Source organism: Pseudomonas germanica (assembly GCF_019614655.1).
GTDB classification, from domain to species: domain Bacteria; phylum Pseudomonadota; class Gammaproteobacteria; order Pseudomonadales; family Pseudomonadaceae; genus Aquipseudomonas; species Aquipseudomonas neuropathica.
Genome location: NZ_CP071586.1, coordinates 2,208,071 through 2,227,918, shown reverse-complemented (window position 1 = coordinate 2,227,918; position 19,848 = coordinate 2,208,071). Strand labels below are relative to the sequence as shown.

Here is a 19,848-nt window from a genome sequence, read left to right as displayed (position 1 = left end):
CAAGTCCGGACACCTGCACACCCACAATCCAAATCAAGAGATTCAGTTAATGGTCAAACCACCAAAGCGTGTGGCCGGTGTTATTGCGCCTGACACACGTCCAAATGCCGCTGGCATTGTCCCCAGAATCCCCGGCGAAAACACCCAACCCTCTGCAGACCTGCCGAGCAATTCCGTGCGTCAACCGCCGGTGCGGGTCCACGAGGCATCCACCGTCTACCCCGTGTCGGTAGCGGCCGCTCTGCGCTCCATCAGCTGGCCTGCCGATCAAGTGCACCTGCTACAAAGGCTGGATCCCGACAGCGGATTGTTCACCAGCCCGGAGGGAAAGCTGTACGCCCATGTTGAAAATGCAGGGCATCTGCTGGTCGAAATCCATCACGATGGCCGCTACCAGATTCCCTTCAACTTCACTCCGCATCTGGCGGGTCCTTTCCTGATCAAAACCGAGCGCCAGCCAGTCTGGACCTTCGAACGACCCAGTTGGCTGGCGCACAACCCAGACAATGACGGGCCAGTTGCAGCCGCTGAGCGTATCCCCGGGGAACAGCCGATCTACCTCGCCCCCGATGCCGCCGCCCTGCTCTCCCCCCGCCTGCAAACACCGGACGGCGTTCGCTACGACAAGCACCGAAAAACCTATATCGATACCGCAGAAGGAACCGTCATGGTGCGTAAAAACGCCAACGGTCACTATCAGCAGACCTCCGCGACGGCGCGCAAAGTATCCGCTCTATTGTTCGAACAGATTCCCGGGACGCGACTGTGGCGCCGCAAGACCGGGCTAACCGATTTGGCTACACAACGCCCGCATCAGGAAGAGGGGACAGACGCCACCCGGGCGCTGACCGAAAGCCTGCTCTCGGACAACCCCGACGCGATCAACTTGAGTTTCGGTTTATGGCGAAACTGGGGACACAGTGTCCGACCAGCATTGGGCCAGCATATCGAGATCGACGGGCAGTATTACCGGGTGATGCAACAAGACCTGAATACCAACCCGCGACTGGTTTACCTGCAGCATCCGTTGTTCTCACCCGCCCTGTATGACGCTTTCGAATACATGCTGCGGGACAACCCGTCGCTGCAGCCTAAGTGGGCGGTTAAACAAAACCACCAATGGACGGTCCTCGACAGTGTCGTGCCCTTCGAGATGCCGATCACCCGGTACATCGCCAGAACCTTCAAATACTTGTCGGATCAATCCGTCAATTCACTCGCCCGGGCCATGTTCAATCAGGCGAACCGATCGGAAATCATCATTGCCCCCGGTCTGGCGCTGATGAACCAAGTGTTTCGTTACTGGGCCAACAGGGATCGGCGCAGAGCACCGAATCGAGAGCTGGCCGACCCGCTCCTCATGTTGCGCCCTCTGTCCGGACCGGAACCAACCCTGGCGATTCCTGCCTCGCTGGGTGAAGGCCTGATGCGCCTGGATTTTGATCCCGGGCGCTTCTCTCGCCACTGGAACGAGTACGCCACGACGCCCACTGCGGCCAATCTGCGAAGGCTGTTCAGGCAGATTCTGGAGGATGACGGTTACGTGGTGAGCAACCCGACAAACACGCTTGCGGAAAACGAATTGTTGTTTCACCGCGAGAAAATCGATCACGTGTTCGTACTGAAACTGCCACCTCTTAACGACGGGCGCCTGCAGCGATTTCGGCCTGAGCCTTTTGAGAACAATGAAGTCGTGCTGCAAACATCCAGCAGCGAATCAAAGCCTTTGTCGACTTACCGCACAGAAAAAAAGATCAGCTACCTGCTCGGCGGCACCCAAACAGATGTTCTGGGGCAGACAACGCTGTTCATTTTCAAAGACCAATGACCGCACAGGACAGTCAACCAAAAAACATGAACAGCTAAGAGACACTTCAATGACCAAACCCACAAAGACTACAGTCCGCCCTGCTTCGCCCGACACCTCCGCGATCAACAGATCTACCGCTGGCAATGGCAGCCTCAAAAACACCCAGGGTTCTGACATTTTTGCGCCAGGTACGAAGCAACCGCCCGACACTTCCACTCCCAATACGTCTGGCAGTGAAATGGCAGGCGCCCCACGCGTGGTGGTGAGTTACATAACGGATCCGCTGCTCACCGAAACCAATGCCAGACTGGCCGAGATATCCCTGCCGGTATTACAAACCGCTCTTCTACAGCCGCACATGTCCGTCGACGGGTTATTCGTGACCCCGGGCGGCCAGATTTACGCGCACCTGGAAGACGGCCGGCATTACCGGGTTGAACTCAACACCGCCGGTCACTACCAGATTCCCTGGCCCGCGGCCCCGGGCGTGACACCACCCATTCTGAAAAAAATCCACGGCCAGTCACGTTGGCGCATCGAGGCACAGTGGTACGCGGCTCACTCCAGACAGAGGAGTCTGTCTGCGCAGCAACGGACTGCCGAACCACTACAAGCGATCATCCTCGTCGACCCGCACCTGGCGACCCTTCTGCCTGCCGCGCGGGAGTCCCTGGACGGTATTCGCAAAGGGCCGCGTGGGAAAACCTATGTCGATATCGCCGAAGGAACCGTCCTGGTTCACAGGAACGAACAAGGCGAATACAAACTGGCTTCAGCAACAACGATCAATGTGCCGGATATAGCGTTCGAGCAGATTCCCGGGCAATTCGTCTGGCGCCGTAAATTGCAGACGACTACAGATACACAACAAGCTCCACAAGCAGGCAGTTCCCGTGCCCTCCCCCGGTCGGAAAGGCCCGGCCCGAGCCCAAGTAAACGCCCTCGACTGCCAGAAGACAGTGATCCTCTCAATCCCTTCGTACTCATGGGCATCAGTGAATTATGGAAAGGCTGGGGAACCACGACGAAACCGTCAGCCGGCGACTCCATCGAAATCGGCGGCAAGCACTTTGCGATACTTGACCAGCCGAGCCACGCCATTGACGCCTTTGCCTTCATCAAGCCGCCACAGTTTTCTGCTACTCGTTTCGATGCTTTCGAACAGTTGCTGCTGACCAATCCTGAGTTGCAACCCAGGGCGGCGGTGAAGTGGGAGGGCAATACGGGGCATGGCAATCCGGCATGGAGAATCGTGGAGAGTCGGCCATTTGAAAAAACCCTGACGCAATATGTCAGCGATCAGTTCCCCTACCTTTCCGATCACTCTGCAAGTAAAGCCGCACGGGAGATGTTCAATCGAGCCAGTCACTCCGAGAAAATAACAGGGTCCGGGATCAGTGCATTGTTCGAGACTTTCAAGTACTGGGAAAATCGCTCTATTTTCACGGGCGATAACAGAGTCGCTCGTCAAGACTTGAGCGACCCGCTGATGCTCCTCTCGCCGCTTGCGACTGACGTAAATGGCTACATGCGTATGCCGCTACCTTCCGCTGAAGGTCTGCGAAGAATCGACTTCAACCCGAAATTGTTCTCCGGCTCGCAACACCAAAGGGGTCGCCGAACAACGCGAACACTGTTCAAAGATCTTCTTAGCGCACACGGCTACTACATTGCCCATGATTTCGGCGCCAACCAGGGGAATGCCTTATTGATCAAGCGAACGGGGGTTGATCCTGTTTTCATCCTGTTCATGGACAGGATTCAAAACAACACTGTTTTTCTCCCTGATCCAGTTGCCTGGCTCAAGAAAAGAGTCTTTGTCGACAACATGGACGTGCAGGTCAAAGACGAGTTGATGGTGCATTTGCACACCAACAGAATCATTTTTTTGCTGGGCACCAACGAGCCTCTCCCCACTCACGAACATAACCTTATTGTCACCCGACACAGCTGAATGAGCTCCGGAGTTCTCTGCAGCACAGGCGGGCAGATTACTCAGGCATAAAAAAGCCCGCAGTGTGAGCGGGCGAAAGACCAAAGAAGCTATATGCGCAGTCGCTTCCCGGCGGGGGGCAGCTGCTTGGGGGTCAACTGCCCCGGTACGTGGAATAGCTGTAAGGCGAAATCAGCAATGGCACGTGGTAGTGATCCTGTTCGGCAGAGATGCCGAAGCGCAGTACAACCACGTCCAGAAATGCCGGCTCCGGCAACTGAACGCCGCGGGCGCGGTAGTAATCGCCAGCGTGGAACTGAACCTGATAAACCCCGGTACGATAATCATCGCCTTGCAGCAGCGGCGCATCGACCCGGCCATCGCTGTTGGTTATCGCACTGGCGACCAATTCCAGGTGCGAACCTTCAACGCGGTACAGCTCGACCTTGATCGAACTGCCCGGGCAACCGTGTGCAGCGTCCAAAACGTGTGTTGTCAAACGTCCCATTGATTCTGCGCGCCTGCCTGCGTGGAAGCAGTCAGACCTCGCGCCTCCCGAAGTCAGATAAAAAGGAGACCGCACCGATTCGGAGCACGAAAAGCTGCGGCGAGCGACTGATTAAGACACTTTTCAAAAAAATTGTACACAATAAAAACGACATTTTTCACACCACCCCCGCCAATCGGGGGTTTCCCCGCGTTCTGCCAGCAACACGCCTATACATTGCACCTTCTATCCATTAACTGACTGGTCAGGCAGGTTTCTTGCAGGCTCACGCCAATACCAGGAAAAGATGACAGTCGGCGAAAAATGCGAAAATTCAGGCTTACAAATTGCGAATAAAGTTGTATACAATCAGCCCATCGCTGTGACGCCAGCCTGCCAGGCCGCCACACCCATCTGTCAACGAATAAGAAGGAAGACTGCAGTGAGCGCTGACTACCCACGCGACCTGATCGGTTACGGCAGTAACCCTCCTCACCCACACTGGCCGGGCAATGCCCGCATCGCCCTGTCTTTCGTACTCAATTACGAAGAAGGCGGCGAGCGCAACATTCTGCACGGCGATAAAGAGTCCGAAGCCTTCCTCTCCGAGATGGTGGCCGCTCAGCCGCTGCAAGGCGCGCGTAACATGAGCATGGAATCGCTTTACGAGTATGGCAGCCGCGCCGGGGTCTGGCGGATTCTGAAACTGTTCAAGGAATTCGACATTCCGTTGACCATCTTCGCCGTGGCCATGGCCGCCCAGCGCCACCCGGACGTGATCCGCGCAATGGTCGATGCCGGCCACGAGATCTGCAGCCATGGCTACCGCTGGATCGACTATCAGTACATGGACGAAGCGCAGGAGCGCGAGCACATGCTCGAAGCGATCCGCGTCCTCACCGAAATCACCGGCGAGCGCCCACTGGGCTGGTACACCGGCCGCACTGGCCCGAATACCCGTCGCCTGGTCATGGAAGAAGGTGGTTTCCTCTACGACTGCGACACCTACGACGATGACCTGCCGTATTGGGAACCGAACAACCCGACCGGCAAGCCGCATCTGGTGATCCCGTACACCCTCGACACCAACGACATGCGCTTCACCCAGGTGCAAGGTTTCAACAAGGGTGACGACTTCTTCGAATACCTCAAAGACGCGTTCGACGTGCTTTACGCCGAAGGTGCCGAAGCGCCGAAGATGCTCTCGATCGGTCTGCACTGCCGCCTGATCGGTCGTCCGGGTCGCCTCGCTTCGCTCAAACGCTTTATCGAATACGCCAAAAGTCATGAACAGGTGTGGTTCAGCCGTCGCGTCGACATCGCGCGTCACTGGCACGAAACTCACCCGTACCAAGAGGCCGCGAAATGAGCCGCTTTCAAACCCTGCAACCGTCGACCCTGAGCCGCGACGCTTTCGTCAACGCCTTCGCCGACATCTACGAACATTCGCCATGGGTGGCCGAGAAGGCCTACGACCTGGGCGCAGATGCCTCGATCGACGAGATCGAAACCCTGCACCAGCGCATGAGCGACATCCTGTTGAGCGCCGATCATGCCAGTCAACTGGCCCTGATCAACGCTCACCCGGACCTGGCCGGCAAAGCCGCCGTCCAGGGCCAACTGACCGAAGCCAGCACCAATGAACAGGCTGGCGCCGGTATTCACCAATGCACGGCCGAAGAGTTCCAGCGCTTCACCGAGCTGAACGACGCCTACAAAGCCAAGTTCAAGTTTCCCTTCATCATGGCGGTAAAAGGCAGCAACCGGCATCAGATCCTCGCGGCGTTCGAAACGCGCATTCACAACTCGGTCGATACCGAATTCAAATGCGCGCTGGCGGAGATCAACAAGATCGCCCTGTTCCGTTTACTGACTCTTTAGCAAGCCTGACCCGAGTACATCAAACGCGGAGAGTACCCAGGGTCCTGCAAGCATCCCCAGCCACTTTTTTAAAGGCAGACAAGAAGAATGAAAGCTTACGCCGTACCTTTCGAAAAATTCGTCAACCTGGCCGATGCCCGTCTGGGCACCAAAATCATTTCGGTCACCGATGACTGGTTCGCAGACGCCAATCGTCTGTTCCAACCGACCCCGGCCGTATGGAAGGAGGGCGTGTTCGATGACAACGGCAAGTGGATGGACGGCTGGGAATCACGCCGCAAGCGCTTCGAAGGCTTCGACAGCGCCGTAATTCGTCTGGGCGTACCGGGCTCGATCAAAGGCGTGGACATCGATACTTCATTCTTCACCGGCAACTTCCCGCCATCGGCCTCTCTGGAAGCGTGCTTCCTGGCGTCGGGCGAGCCTGATGAAAACACCCAGTGGACTGAAGTGCTGTCGGCCGTCGAGCTGCAGGGCAACAGCCATCACTACCACGAAATCAGCAACGACCAAGCTTTCAGCCACCTGCGCTTCAACATCTACCCGGACGGCGGTGTTGCCCGTCTGCGCGTGTACGGCATTCCGTTCCGCGATTGGTCGGCGGTTGGCGACAACGAGCAAGTCGACTTGGCTGCTGCCCTGAATGGTGGCCGCGCCCTCGCCTGCTCCGACGAACACTTCGGCCGCATGAGCAACATCCTCAACCCGGGCCGTGGCATCAACATGGGCGACGGCTGGGAAACTGCACGTCGTCGCACGCCAGGCAATGACTGGGTCATCGTCGCGCTGGGTCACCCGGGCGAGATCGAGAAGATCGTCGTCGACACCCTGCACTTCAAAGGTAACTACCCAGACACCTGCTCGATCCAGGGCGCGTTCGTCAAGGGCGGTACTGACAGCCAGATCGAAACCCAGTCGCTGTTCTGGCGTGAACTGCTGCCAAGCCAGAAGCTGGAAATGCACGCCGAACACACCTTCGTCGAGCAGATCAAGGCGCTGGGCCCGATCACCCACATCCGCCTGAACGTGTTCCCGGACGGTGGTGTGAGCCGCCTGCGCGTTCTCGGCAAGGTCGCTAAATAACAACGCAATGATCGTTCCCACGCTCTGCGTGGGAATGCATCACTGGACGCTCTGCGTCCACTCAGGATGTGACGCGGAGCGTCACGGGCTGCATTCCCACGCGGAGCGTGGGAACGATCACTCAACGAAAAGAAGAACAGCATGCGCACACTAACGATTGAACCGCTGAGCAAAGAAGCCTTCGCCCCTTTCGGTGACGTGATCGAAACCGACGGCAGCGATCATTTCATGATCAACAACGGTTCGACCATGCGCTTCCATAAACTGGCGACGGTCGAAACCGCTCAGCCTGAGGACAACGCGATCATCAGCATCTTCCGCGCCGACGCGCAGGACATGCCCCTGACCGTTTGCATGCTGGAACGCCATCCGCTGGGCAGCCAGGCTTTCATTCCGCTGCTCGGCAACCCCTTTCTGATCGTGGTCGCGCCAGTTGGCGATGAACCTGTATCAGGCTTGGTCCGCGCCTTCGTCACCAACGGCAGGCAGGGCATTAATTACCATCGCGGCGTTTGGCACCATCCGGTGCTGACGATCGAAAAGCGGGATGACTTCCTGGTGGTTGATCGCAGTGGCACAGGCAATAACTGCGATGAGCATTTTTTCAAAGAGGATGAGCGTTTGATCCTCGCCCCCCACCAATAAGAGAAGGTCTGATCACTCGACAACAAGAGTGACAGGCGAGAGGTAAAGACTGTGGAAGCACATCTGTTGGAATGGCTGAACCTGAGCGTGCGCTGGGTTCACATGATCACTGGCGTGGCCTGGATCGGCGCGTCGTTCTACTTCGTCTGGCTGGAGAACAACCTCAACCGCGTCAACCCGAAAACCGGCCTGGCCGGTGACCTGTGGGCGATCCACGGTGGCGGTATCTATCACCTGGAAAAATACAAACTGGCCCCACCGGCGATGCCGGAGAACCTGCACTGGTTCAAATGGGAAGCCTACTTCACCTGGATGTCGGGTATCGCGCTGCTGTGCGTGGTGTTCTACTCCAATCCAACGCTCTACCTGCTGGCTCCGGGCAGCACCCTGAGCGGCCCTGAAGGCGTGGCCATCGGTATCGGCTCGCTGTTTATCGGCTGGTTCATCTACTCCTTCCTGTGCGACTCGGCACTGGGCAAACGCCCTGCTCTGCTCGGCTTCATTCTGTTCGTGCTGATCATCGGCGCGGCGTATGGCTTCAGCAAAGTGTTCAGCGGTCGTGGTGCATACCTGCACGTCGGCGCGATCATCGGCACCATCATGGTCGGTAACGTGTTCCGCATCATCATGCCGGCGCAGCGTGCCCTGGTCGCGGCGATTGCTGAAAACCGTACGCCGGATCCGGCGCTGCCAGCCAAAGGATTGCTGCGTTCGCGTCATAACAACTACTTCACCCTACCGGTGCTGTTCATCATGATCAGCAACCACTTCCCGAGCACTTATGGCAGCCAGTACAACTGGTTGATCCTCGCCGGGATCGCGGTGTTGGCGGTGTTGGTGCGTCACTACTTCAACACCCGTCATGACAGCCACAAGTTTGCCTGGACCTTGCCTGTGGCAGCGGTGGGCATGATCAGTCTGGCGTACGTCACCGGCCCGATGCCAATGTCGACCGCGCCGGAAGTGGCCAAGGCGCCAGCCAAAATCGAGTACCAACCGCTGCCGGAAACGGCACTGGGCGGTGGCGCGAAACCGGCTGAAGCAGCACCGGCAGCCCCTGCCGAACCTGCAGCAGCACCGGCGCAAGCCTCCAACGCAGGTCCGGCCTTCGACAAAGTGCACAACGTGATTCAAGAACGTTGCGCGGTTTGCCACTCGGCCAAACCGACCAGCCCGCTGTTCAGCGCAGCTCCGGCGGGTGTGATGCTCGACACCCCTGAGCAGATCCGCCAGAACGCGGCGCGCATCCAGGCGCAGGCCATCACCACGCAGATCATGCCACTGGGCAACATCACGCAGATGACCCAGCAGGAACGTGACCTGATCGGTGCATGGATCGCCCAGGGAGCACAGACCAACTAAGCAGTAAAAGCTTCGCTGGCAAGCCAGCTCCCACAGGGTTTTGCACTGCCTGTGTGGGAGCTGGCTTGCCAGCGATTCGCCGCAACGCGGTTGTTACCTGATGCACAGAAACAGCTGTGAGCAACCCGGCAGCTGTTCAATCACAAGAATAAAAAGATCCGAGGTGTTGCATGTCCGAGCTGTCCAAAGCGCGCATCCCCGACGCACCCGCCATTCAGCGATTGCCCCTTTTGCAACTGATCCTGGTCGGTTTGCAACATGTTCTGCTGATGTACGGCGGTGCCATCGCGGTGCCGCTGATCATTGGACAGGCCGCTGGCCTGAGTCGTGAAGAAATTGCCTTCCTGATCAACGCCGACCTGCTGGTCGCCGGCATCGCCACCATCGTGCAGTCCATGGGCATCGGCCCGATGGGCATCCGCATGCCGGTGATGATGGGCGCCAGTTTTGCCGCTGTCGGCAGCATGGTCGCCATGGCCGGCATGCCCGGTATCGGCCTGCAAGGCATCTTCGGCGCCACGATCGCCGCCGGTTTCTTCGGCATGCTCATCGCGCCGTTCATGTCCAAGGTCGTGCGCTTTTTCCCGCCGCTGGTGACCGGCACGGTCATCACCTCGATCGGTTTGTCACTGTTCCCCGTGGCCGTGAACTGGGCCGGTGGTGGCGCCGCTGCTGCTCAATTCGGCTCTCCGATTTATCTGGCCATCGCCGCATTGGTGTTGGGCACTATTCTGCTGGTCCACCGCTTCATGCGCGGTTTCTGGGTCAACATTTCCGTACTGATCGGCATGTGCTTCGGCTACATCCTGTGCGGCGCGATTGGCATGGTCGACCTGAGCGGCATGGCCAACGCGCCATGGGTTCAGTTCGTCACTCCGCTGCATTTCGGCATGCCGAAATTCGAACTGGCACCGATCCTGTCGATGTGTCTGGTGGTGGTGATCATCTTTGTAGAATCCACCGGGATGTTCCTCGCGCTGGGCAAGATCACCGGCCAGGAAGTCTGCCCGCGCATGCTGCGTCGCGGCTTGCTGTGTGATGCCGGCGCCTCGTTTGTCGCTGGTTTCTTCAACACGTTTACCCACTCCTCGTTCGCTCAGAACATCGGTCTGGTGCAGATGACCGGAGTACGTTGCCGCTCGGTGACCATCGTTGCCGGTGGCTTGCTGATCGTGTTGAGCCTGCTGCCGAAAGCAGCGTTTCTGGTGGCGTCGATTCCGCCGGCGGTACTCGGCGGCGCAGCGATTGCGATGTTCGGAATGGTCGCGGCCACCGGCATCAAGATTCTCCAGGAAGCCGACATCGGTGACCGTCGCAACCAGTTGCTGGTCGCGGTGAGCATCGGCATGGGCCTGATCCCGGTGGTGCGTCCGGAGTTTTTTGCGCATTTGCCGATGTGGATGAGCCCGATTACCCACAGCGGCATCGCCATGGCAACGCTCAGCGCGCTGACGCTGAACTTGCTGTTCAACATTCTCGGCGGCAAAGAGCGCGCGGCGATCAACGACTGCCACGCACACCAGCACTAACAGCAACACCGATGTACCCCCTGTAGGAGTAAGCCTGCTCGCGATAGCATTTTTTCAGTCAACTGATGTGTTGAATGTCATACCGCTATCGCAAGCAGGCTCACTCCTACAAGGGCAAAAAAAGCTCTGCGCCTCAAACAATAAAAACAAGAGGGAGCAACAGATGATTCGCACACAAACCAACGTTCTGTTGAGTGGCGGCCTGCTGGCCGCGAGTCAGGCCATGGCCGGCGATTTACTGCTGTGGCAGACCAACAGCCTGAGCTATCTGTACGGCAAGAACTTCGCGATCAACCCGTCGATCCAGCAGACGCTGACCTTCGAGCACGCCGACAAATGGAAGTACGGCGACAACTTCCTGTTCGTCGACAAAATCTTCTACAACGGCAAGGAAGACGCGAACAAAGGCCCGCACGCCTTCTACGGTGAATTCACCCCGCGCTTCTCGTTCGGCAAGATCTTCGACCAGAAGCTCGAGTTCGGCCCGATCAAAGACGTGCTGCTCGCCATGACTTACGAGTACGGCGAAGGCGACAGCGAGGCCTACCTGATCGGCCCAGGCTTCGACCTCAAAGTGCCCGGCTTCAACTACGTCACCCTGAACATCTTCCGCCGCCAGACCGAAGGCCCGCGTCCCGGCGATGGCGTCTGGCAGATCACCCCCGGCTGGTCCTACAGCTTTCCCCTGGGCAATTCCGATGTGCTGATCGACGGCTACCTCGATTGGGTAGTCGACAACGATGAGAACTCACGCGGCACCTACCACGCCAACCTGCACATCAATCCGCAGATCAAATATGACCTGGGCAAAGCTTTGGGCTGGAGCCACAAGCAACTGTATGTCGGCACCGAATACAGCTATTGGAAAAATAAATACGGCGTCGAGAACACCCACAACTTCGACACCAATCAGAACACCGCCAGCCTGCTGGTCAAGGTGCACTTCTAAGATGGCCCGCAACCGTGCCCCATGCCTGTCGTCGGTGCTCTGTTGCGGGGCACTTGAGACCTGGCCGTTGAGTCAGTATTCTCCGCGGCCTCTTGAATTCGGTCTAAAAAAAAGCCCGGATTTAATTCCTGACCGAAAAGCCAACTTATCCCGGCCCCGGTCAGTACCGAGGCATCCCGAAAACACACTCAATCGACTGTTTTTCAGCAGCCGAGCGGGTGTTTTTTTGCTTTTCGAAAGCCTTGGCTCGGCTCTTGCTAACAGCAACGAAGCTGACCGATCGGATGAGTTTTTTGCAGCAACGAAAAAAGGCGCCACACCAGAGCGCCGATCTTAAAAAAATAACGTGGAACACCTACTTTGGGAGCAACCGAATGAAACGTATGTGCACCAGCCTGATGCTCGCGGGATCGATGTTGGCCGGCGGCCAGGCCATGGCCGAAGGCCTGCTGCAGTGGCAGAACAACAGCCTGACCTACCTGTATGGCAAGGACTTCCAGGTCAACCCGCGCATCCAGCAGACCGTCACCTTCGAGCACGCCGATGCGTGGAAGTACGGGGACAACTTCTTCTTCCTCGACAAGATCTTCTACAACGGTGGCAAGGACTTCAGCAATGGTCCGAACACCTACTACGGTGAGTTCAGCCCGCGCATCTCGCTGGGTAAAGTGCTCGACCAGAAGATCGAGTTCGGCCCGATCAAAGACGTCCTGGTGGCGATGACTTACGAGTTCGGCGAAGGCGACACCGAGTCGTACCTGATCGGTCCAGGCTTCGACTTGGCGATCCCGGGCTTCGACTACTTCCAGTTGAACTTCTACCAGCGCCACACCCAGGGTGCTCGCGCCGGTGACAACGTCTGGCAGATTACCCCGGCCTGGTCCTACACCATCCCGGTCGGCAAGTCGGATATCCTGATCGACGGCTTCATGGACTGGGTCACCGACAACGACTCCAACTCCAAGGGTGATTACCACGCCAACCTGCACTTCAACCCGCAAGTCAAATACGACCTGGGCAAGGCGCTGAGCTTCGGCGAGAAGCAGTTGTACGTCGGTGTGGAGTACGACTACTGGAAAGACAAGTACGGCATCGACGACACCGGTGCGTTCAAGACCAATCAGAGCACCACGAGCTTCCTGGTGAAGTTCCACTTCTGATGCGGGTGTAAGTGGCGTCTGCGAGGACGCCATCGCTGGCAAGCCAGCTCCCACAAGTTCTTTGGTGTAGACAAAATCTGTTTACGACGCAAGGCCCTGTGGGAGCTGGCTTGCCAGCGATTGCCGCACCACCGATCTCAGGCTGGAACCACCGCTTCGGATAGCCCGAGAAACCGGCACAACTCCTCGCGCTTGGCCAACGCATCACGCCGCCCCAGATCAATCAACTCGCTGCAGTACCCCGCCTCGAACAACAGATAACTCAACACCCCTGCCCCACTCGTCTTGGTAGCCCCCGGCCCGCGCAGAAACAGACGTAACGCCGCCGGCAACTCCTGGCGATGCCGTGCCGCAATCTCATCGATCGGCTGACTCGGCGAAATCACCAACACCTCCACCGGTGCCACGCCCAACTCGCGCGTCGGCGTGCCGGCAGGCATCAAGTTGCTGAACTGGTTGAGACGCTGCAGCAACTCGATGTCGCTCTCGAGGCTGTCAATGAACGTGCTGTTGAGCATGTGCCCGCCAATCTGCGCCAGCGTCGGCTGTTGCCCCGTGTAGGCGCGCTCCAGCGGCTGCTGCGGATCAAACCCGCGCGGGTTGCCGCTGACACCGACCACCAGCACCCGGCTCGCCCCTAAGTGCAGCGCCGGGCTGATAGGCGCCGATTGCCGCACCGCACCGTCACCGAAATATTCATCACCGATTTTCACCGGCGCGAACAACAAGGGAATCGCCGAACTGGCCAGCAGGTGATCCACCGACAGCTGCGTCGGCACACCAATGCGCCGATGCCGCAGCCATGAATCGATCTTGCCGCCGCCCTGATAGAACGTCACCGCTTGCCCGGATTCGTAGCCGAACGCCGTCACCGCCACCGCATGCAATTGCTTGCGCGCGATCGATTCGGCGATACCGGGCATGTGCAGTTTTTCATTGAGCAGTGCGCGCAGCGGCGAACTGTTGAGCAGCGCCACCGGCAGTTGCCGGCCGAGGCCGAGCAGGCTGTGGCTGACAAAACGGCTGGCCTGACGGATAACCCCGGGCCAGTCGCTGCGTAGCACGCGATGGCTGCGAAAGCCTTGCCAGAACAAGGTGAGACGCTCGATCGCAGCGCGAAAATCGGTAGCGCCACTGGCGAGGCTGACCGCATTGATCGCCCCGGCCGAGGTGCCAACGATCACCGGAAACGGATTGTCGGCGCCCAACGGCAGCAATTCGGCAATCGCCGCCAGCACCCCCACCTGATACGCCGCCCGAGCCCCGCCGCCGGAAAGAATCAAACCTGTGACCGGTTCAGTTGGGCTCATCGCAACACTCCATGGTGCTTGAAAGGATGGGGGAATCAACCGCGTTTGGCGTACAGCTTCGGCTCGCCCGGTGGCCGGCTCTTGAAGCGTCGATGCGCCCACAGGTACTGCTCGGGGCAGGCACGCAACGCGCTCTCGACCCACTGATTGATGCGGATGCAGTCAGCTTCTTCGGTTTCGCCGGGGAAATCTTCCAGCGGCGGATGAATCACCAAGCGATAACCGCTGCCGTCGGCCAGACGCTCCTGCGTGAACGGCACCACCAGCGCTTTACCCAAACGAGCAAACTTGGTGGTCGCAGTCACGGTCGCGGCTTGAATGCCAAACAGCGGCACGAAGATGCTCTGTTTGGCGCCGTAGTCCTGATCCGGTGCGTACCAGATCGCGCGACCGGAACGCAGCAGCTTGAGCATGCCGCGCACGTCGTCACGCTCCACCGCCAGCGAATCGAGGTTGTGCCGCTCGCGGCCCTGACGCTGAACATAGTCAAACAACGGATTCTTGTGCTCGCGGTACATGCCGTCGATGGTGTGCTGCTGGCCGAGCAGCGCTGCACCGATTTCCAGCGTGGTGAAATGCGCCGCCATCAGGATCACGCCTTTGCCTTCGCGCTGGGCCTTTTGCAAATGCTCCAGGCCTTCAACGTGGGCCAGCTTGGCCAGACGCTCGCGCGACCACCACCAGCTCATAGCCATTTCAAAAAAGGCGATGCCGGTGGAGGCGAAATTTTCCTTGAGCAGGCGTTTGCGCTCAGCGGCGGATTTTTCCGGGAAGCACAGTTCAAGATTGCGCTTGGCGATGCGCCGCCGGTCGCCGGCCACGCGATACATCAGCGCGCCCAAAACTCGACCGATGGTCAGCAAGGCCGGATACGGCAACTGCACGATCAGCCATAAAAGCCCCAGACCGCACCAGAGCGGCCAGAAGCGTGGAGCAAGAAATGCTTTTCGAAAACGCGGGCGATCCATTAAAGCTTCCGTAAATACAGTGGCCGCGCATTCTACATCGTTCGACCCGGCTTGCGGCCTGCGGGCGTTCTCGTTATAAGTCTCGGCACTTTTAGTGACAAGCCGTTGTATGCCGACATGAGCCAAACCGAACCGTTAGACCAAGATCCCGTATTCCAGCTCAAGGGCAGCATGCTGGCCATTACTGTGCTGGAACTGGCCCGTAACGACCTCGAAAGCCTCGATCGGCAATTGGCCGCCAAAGTTGCCCAGGCGCCGAACTTCTTCAGCAACGCGCCGCTGGTTCTGGCGCTGGACAAACTGCCGCCGAGCGAAGGCGCCGTCGATCTGCCAGGCCTGATGCGCGTCTGCCGTCAACATGGCCTGCGCACCCTGGCGATTCGCGCCAGCCGCATCGAAGACATCGCCGCCGCCATCGCTATCGACATTCCGGTGCTGCCGCCGTCGGGCGCCCGCGAACGGCCGCTGGAAACACCCGAAGCCGAAGTCAAAAAGAAACCGGAAAAGCCGCCTGAGCCAACGGTCAAACCGACCCGCGTCATCACCACGCCAGTACGTGGTGGCCAACAGATATATGCCCAGGGTGGCGATTTGGTCGTGGTGTCTTCGGTCAGTCCGGGGGCGGAACTTCTCGCCGATGGCAACATCCATGTATACGGCCCGATGCGTGGTCGGGCGCTGGCCGGCGTGAAGGGTGACACCAAGGCACGGATTTTCTGTCAGCAATTGAGCGCTGAACTGATCTCCATCGCCGGTCACTACAAGGTTTCCGAAGATTTGCGTCGCGACCCTATGTGGGGCTCGGGCGTACAGGTCAGCCTGTCGGGCGACGTGTTGAACATCATTCGGCTTTAACGGATACTGCCGCATTTTCCAAGCATCTCTAAAACGTAGCGAAAACGGCTCAAACGAAGTAGGAAAAAGGCTCAAAGCCAAATTCCAGCCAAGGCTGTCCGACTGCAGTAGTTTTCAAGAGATGTTTTTCAGGGGCTAAAAAGTCCTTCTTCCTTAGGGGTGAAACACCTTGGCCAAGATTCTCGTGGTTACATCCGGCAAGGGTGGTGTGGGTAAGACCACCACCAGCGCCGCTATCGGTACCGGCCTCGCTCTGCGCGGCCACAAAACAGTGATCGTCGACTTCGACGTGGGCTTGCGTAACCTTGACCTGATCATGGGTTGCGAGCGCCGCGTGGTGTATGACTTCGTCAACGTGGTCAACGGCGAAGCCAACCTGCAACAAGCGCTGATCAAAGACAAGCGCCTGGAAAACCTCTACGTACTGGCCGCCAGTCAGACCCGCGACAAAGACGCGCTGACTGTCGAAGGCGTGGAAAAAGTCCTGATGGAGCTCAAGGAACAATTCGAGTTCGTAGTCTGCGACTCCCCGGCGGGCATCGAGAAAGGTGCTCACCTGGCCATGTACTTCGCTGATGAAGCGATCGTCGTGACCAACCCGGAAGTGTCCTCGGTACGAGATTCGGACCGCATGCTGGGCCTGCTGGCCAGCAAATCGCGTCGCGCCGAACGCGGCGAAGACCCGATCAAGGAACACTTGCTGATCACTCGCTACCATCCAGAGCGTGTTGAAAAGGGCGAAATGCTGGGCGTTGAAGACGTCAAGGAAATCCTCTCGGTAACCCTGCTCGGCGTGATCCCGGAATCCCAGGCGGTGCTCAAGGCATCCAACCAGGGCGTCCCGGTGATTCTCGACGACCAGAGCGATGCCGGTCAGGCCTACAGCGATACCGTCGACCGTTTGCTGGGCAAAGAAAAAGAACATCGTTTCCTCGATGTTACGAAGAAGGGATTCTTCGAGCGCCTGTTTGGAGGTAGGTAATGAACCTTTTTGACTTCTTTCGTGCCAACAAAAAGCCAAGTACCGCCTCGGTAGCGAAAGAGCGTCTACAGATCATCGTGGCGCATGAACGCGGCCAGCGCAGCACGCCGGATTACTTGCCAGCCTTGCAGAAGGAACTGGTCGACGTGATCCGCAAGTACGTCAACATCGGCAACGACGACGTACATGTTGCACTGGAAAGCCAGGGCAGTTGCTCGATTCTGGAACTCAACATCACCCTGCCTGATCGCTGAGTCGATTTGGCAGTCGCTACGGCGGCTCGGACTATTGATGCTTGTGTAGGAGCTGCCGAAGGCTGCGATCTTTTGATCTTCAAAGTCAAAAGATCGCAGCCTTCGGCAGCTCCTACAGGGTTATCAGCAGTTCCGAGCCGCCGTTGGCATTTGTTACGAGGCTGTTTTAATGCCGCTGTCCAACATCCACATCATTCATCAGGACGCCGCCGTACTGGTGGTGAACAAACCGACATTGCTGCTCTCGGTGCCGGGTCGCGCCGACGACAACAAGGATTGCCTGATTACCCGCCTGCAGGAAAACGGCTACCCGGAAGCGCGCATCGTCCATCGCCTGGACTGGGAAACCTCCGGCATCATTCTGCTCGCCCGTGACGCCGACACGCACCGCGAACTGTCGCGCCAGTTTCACGACCGCGAAACCGAAAAGGCCTACACCGCTTTGGCCTGGGGTCAGCCGGAACTCGACAGTGGCAGCATCGACCTGCCCCTGCGTTACGACCCACCGACCAAGCCGCGTCATGTGGTCGACCACGAATTCGGCAAACACGCGCTGACCTTCTGGCGGGTGCTGGAGCGTTGCGGTGACTGGTGTCGCGTTGAGTTGACGCCGATCACCGGCCGTTCGCACCAGTTGCGCGTGCACATGCTGTCGATCGGGCATCCGCTGCTCGGCGACGGGCTCTACGCCCACGAGCAGGCTCTGGCCGCCTGGCCACGTCTGTGCCTGCACGCGAGCATGCTCAGCTTCACCCATCCGCAAACCGGCGAACGCCTGCGCTTCGAGTGCCCTGCACCGTTCTGACCACATCACCGTCCCCTGTAGGAGTGAGCCTGCTCGCGATAGCGCTCTGTCAGTCAATCAATAATGATCTGACACACCGCTATCGCGAGCAGGCTCACTCCTACAAGGGCTCCGGTTCGGATTCAATTGTCCGGCCGATGCGTTAAACTCCCGCCCACTGCTGTCTGGAGTTTCTTATGCGCGAAGAGTTGAACCAAGGCCTGATCGACTTTCTCAAGGCCTCCCCTACCCCGTTCCACGCCACTGCCAGTCTGGTGCAGCGTCTGGAGGCCGCCGGTTTCGTGCGCCTCGACGAGCGCGAGACATGGGCCACCGAGCCGAACGGCCGCTATTACGTCACCCGCAACGACTCCTCGATTGTCGCGATCAAAATGGGCCGCACTTCGCCACTGCACGGCGGCATCCGCCTGGTCGGCGCGCACACCGACAGCCCGTGCCTGCGGGTCAAGCCGCAGCCGGAACTGCAGCGTCAGGGCTTCTGGCAACTGGGCGTTGAAGTCTACGGCGGTGCGTTGCTGGCACCGTGGTTCGACCGTGATCTGTCGCTGGCCGGCCGCGTGACCTTTCGCCGCGACGGCAAGGTTGAAAGCCAACTGATCGATTTCAAGGCGCCGATCGCGATCATTCCCAACCTGGCGATTCACCTCAATCGTGAAGCCAATCAAGGCTGGGCGATCAACGCACAGACCGAACTGCCGCCAATCCTTGCGCAATTTGCTGGTGACGAGCGCGTCGATTTCCGCGCCGTGCTCACCGATCAACTGGCCCGCGAACATGGCCTGAACGCCGATGTCGTACTCGATTACGAGCTGAGCTTCTACGACACGCAAAGTGCTGCAGTGATTGGCCTCAATGGCGACTTCATTGCCGGCGCGCGCCTCGATAACCTGTTGTCGTGCTACGCCGGCCTGCAAGCTTTGCTCACCGCTGAAACCGACGAAACCTGCGTGCTGGTGTGCAACGACCACGAAGAAGTCGGCTCCTGCTCGGCCTGCGGTGCCGACGGCCCGATGCTCGAACAGACACTGCGCCGTCTGTTGCCGGAAGGTGACGAGTTCGTCCGCACCATCCAGAAATCCCTGCTGGTCTCGGCCGACAACGCCCACGGCGTGCACCCCAACTACGCGGAAAAGCACGATGCCAACCACGGCCCGAAACTCAACGCTGGCCCGGTGATCAAGGTCAACAGCAACCAGCGCTACGCCACCAACAGCGAAACCGCCGGCTTCTTCCGCCATCTGTGCATGGCCGAAGAAGTCCCGGTACAGAGCTTCGTGGTGCGCAGCGACATGGGCTGCGGCTCGACCATCGGCCCGATCACAGCCAGCCACCTCGGTGTGCGCACTGTCGACATCGGCCTGCCGACCTTCGCCATGCACTCGATCCGCGAACTGTGCGGCAGCCATGACCTGGCGCACCTGGTCAAAGTGCTGAGCGCGTTCTACGCCTGCCGCGAATTGCCTTAAAAGCTTCGGCAAATTGCGATTCAATGTAGGAGCTGCCGAAGGCTGCGATCTTTTGATCTTAAAAACAAAATCAAAAGATCGCAGCCTTCGGCAGCTCCTACTCAGATCAATAGCGGTCGGCAGAAACCGACCTAGACTTACATCATTCATTTCGACAAGGCAGTCTCCATGATCTCGATGTCTTCGTTCCACGCCATGCTCATTCCGATCCTGAGCGGAATGATCCTGCTGGCCATCGGCTTCAACTTCCGCGACAAGAACGCCGGTGTGTTCGCCATGTGGATCGGCATGCTGACGATCCTCGCCACCGTGGTATACAAGATCCTCGCCAAACTCAACGAATAAATCCGCGCCCGGCTCGCATTGAAT

19 protein-coding genes are annotated in these 19,848 nt (G+C 58.6%); 16 read left to right on the top strand and 3 right to left on the bottom strand.

The window, feature by feature from the left end:
- The first annotated feature begins 49 nt into the window (after positions 1 to 49).
- Both J0G10_RS09890 and J0G10_RS09885 read left to right on the top strand, forming a co-directional pair.
- Positions 50 to 1,828 (top strand): response regulator, encoded by a 1,779-nt coding sequence (locus tag J0G10_RS09890; protein WP_220558362.1) that lies wholly within the window; start codon positions 50 to 52, stop codon positions 1,826 to 1,828.
- A gap of 49 nt (positions 1,829 to 1,877) precedes the next feature.
- A complete protein-coding gene (locus J0G10_RS09885; protein ID WP_220558361.1) occupies positions 1,878 to 3,764 on the top strand; it encodes a hypothetical protein in 1,887 nt (628 codons plus the stop codon).
- Between the two features lie 133 nt (positions 3,765 to 3,897).
- Here J0G10_RS09885 and uraH read toward each other — a convergent pair whose 3' ends face one another.
- Complete coding sequence (gene uraH / locus J0G10_RS09880) at positions 3,898 to 4,251, bottom strand: hydroxyisourate hydrolase (protein WP_003223171.1); 354 nt, start codon at positions 4,249 to 4,251, stop codon at positions 3,898 to 3,900.
- A gap of 421 nt (positions 4,252 to 4,672) precedes the next feature.
- Here uraH and puuE point away from each other — a divergent pair, with 421 nt between their 5' ends.
- From puuE to J0G10_RS09840, 8 genes are all read left to right on the top strand, one after another.
- Positions 4,673 to 5,599, top strand: a complete 927-nt coding sequence (gene puuE / locus J0G10_RS09875) for an allantoinase PuuE (protein ID WP_093441662.1) — start codon at positions 4,673 to 4,675, stop codon at positions 5,597 to 5,599.
- Complete coding sequence (gene uraD / locus J0G10_RS09870; protein WP_047292945.1) at positions 5,596 to 6,111, top strand: 2-oxo-4-hydroxy-4-carboxy-5-ureidoimidazoline decarboxylase; 516 nt, start codon at positions 5,596 to 5,598, stop codon at positions 6,109 to 6,111. Before puuE ends, uraD begins: the two co-directional genes overlap by 4 nt.
- Positions 6,112 to 6,198: 87 nt before the next feature.
- Positions 6,199 to 7,194 (top strand): allantoicase, encoded by a 996-nt coding sequence (alc, locus tag J0G10_RS09865; RefSeq protein ID WP_007913974.1) that lies wholly within the window; start codon positions 6,199 to 6,201, stop codon positions 7,192 to 7,194.
- A gap of 141 nt (positions 7,195 to 7,335) precedes the next feature.
- The gene (locus tag J0G10_RS09860; RefSeq protein ID WP_034151759.1) at positions 7,336 to 7,839 is read left to right on the top strand and encodes an ureidoglycolate lyase; all 504 of its coding nucleotides are present in this window, start codon (positions 7,336 to 7,338) and stop codon (positions 7,837 to 7,839) included.
- A gap of 51 nt (positions 7,840 to 7,890) precedes the next feature.
- On the top strand, positions 7,891 to 9,201 hold the full coding sequence (locus J0G10_RS09855; protein WP_095050914.1) for a urate hydroxylase PuuD: 1,311 nt from the start codon (positions 7,891 to 7,893) through the stop codon (positions 9,199 to 9,201).
- A gap of 170 nt (positions 9,202 to 9,371) precedes the next feature.
- Positions 9,372 to 10,730, top strand: coding sequence for a nucleobase:cation symporter-2 family protein (locus J0G10_RS09850; protein ID WP_095114338.1), 1,359 nt, complete (start codon positions 9,372 to 9,374; stop codon positions 10,728 to 10,730).
- 163 nt (positions 10,731 to 10,893) lie between these two features.
- Complete coding sequence (locus J0G10_RS09845; protein WP_016982869.1) at positions 10,894 to 11,679, top strand: outer membrane protein OmpK; 786 nt, start codon at positions 10,894 to 10,896, stop codon at positions 11,677 to 11,679.
- A gap of 374 nt (positions 11,680 to 12,053) precedes the next feature.
- Positions 12,054 to 12,839: an outer membrane protein OmpK gene (locus J0G10_RS09840; protein WP_220558360.1), complete on the top strand. Its 786-nt coding sequence runs from the start codon at positions 12,054 to 12,056 to the stop codon at positions 12,837 to 12,839.
- A 137-nt stretch (positions 12,840 to 12,976) separates the two neighbouring features.
- On the opposite strand, the gene J0G10_RS09835 is transcribed toward J0G10_RS09840, so the two are convergent.
- Positions 12,977 to 14,149 (bottom strand): patatin-like phospholipase family protein, encoded by a 1,173-nt coding sequence (locus J0G10_RS09835; protein ID WP_220558359.1) that lies wholly within the window; start codon positions 14,147 to 14,149, stop codon positions 12,977 to 12,979.
- Between the two features lie 35 nt (positions 14,150 to 14,184).
- Positions 14,185 to 15,117 carry a lipid A biosynthesis lauroyl acyltransferase gene (locus J0G10_RS09830; protein ID WP_095050911.1) on the bottom strand — a complete coding sequence of 311 codons (933 nt, stop codon included), beginning with the start codon at positions 15,115 to 15,117 and terminating at the stop codon, positions 14,185 to 14,187.
- Positions 15,118 to 15,234: 117 nt separating this feature from the next.
- Here J0G10_RS09830 and minC point away from each other — a divergent pair, with 117 nt between their 5' ends.
- The 6 genes from minC to J0G10_RS09800 all read left to right on the top strand — a co-directional run bounded on the left by minC (position 15,235) and on the right by J0G10_RS09800 (position 19,824).
- Positions 15,235 to 15,972 carry a septum site-determining protein MinC gene (gene minC / locus J0G10_RS09825; protein WP_026000431.1) on the top strand — a complete coding sequence of 246 codons (738 nt, stop codon included), beginning with the start codon at positions 15,235 to 15,237 and terminating at the stop codon, positions 15,970 to 15,972.
- Between the two features lie 169 nt (positions 15,973 to 16,141).
- Positions 16,142 to 16,954 (top strand): septum site-determining protein MinD, encoded by an 813-nt coding sequence (gene minD, locus J0G10_RS09820; protein ID WP_220558358.1) that lies wholly within the window; start codon positions 16,142 to 16,144, stop codon positions 16,952 to 16,954.
- Complete coding sequence (minE, locus tag J0G10_RS09815) at positions 16,954 to 17,208, top strand: cell division topological specificity factor MinE (RefSeq protein ID WP_003223146.1); 255 nt, start codon at positions 16,954 to 16,956, stop codon at positions 17,206 to 17,208. The genes minD and minE overlap by 1 nt, the downstream gene beginning before the upstream one ends.
- Positions 17,209 to 17,377: 169 nt before the next feature.
- The gene (locus J0G10_RS09810) at positions 17,378 to 18,013 is read left to right on the top strand and encodes an RluA family pseudouridine synthase (RefSeq protein WP_034151766.1); all 636 of its coding nucleotides are present in this window, start codon (positions 17,378 to 17,380) and stop codon (positions 18,011 to 18,013) included.
- 176 nt (positions 18,014 to 18,189) lie between these two features.
- On the top strand, positions 18,190 to 19,479 hold the full coding sequence (locus tag J0G10_RS09805) for a M18 family aminopeptidase (RefSeq protein WP_123374692.1): 1,290 nt from the start codon (positions 18,190 to 18,192) through the stop codon (positions 19,477 to 19,479).
- 168 nt (positions 19,480 to 19,647) lie between these two features.
- Positions 19,648 to 19,824 carry a hypothetical protein gene (locus J0G10_RS09800; RefSeq protein WP_163004785.1) on the top strand — a complete coding sequence of 59 codons (177 nt, stop codon included), beginning with the start codon at positions 19,648 to 19,650 and terminating at the stop codon, positions 19,822 to 19,824.
- The last annotated feature ends 24 nt before the right edge of the window (positions 19,825 to 19,848 follow it).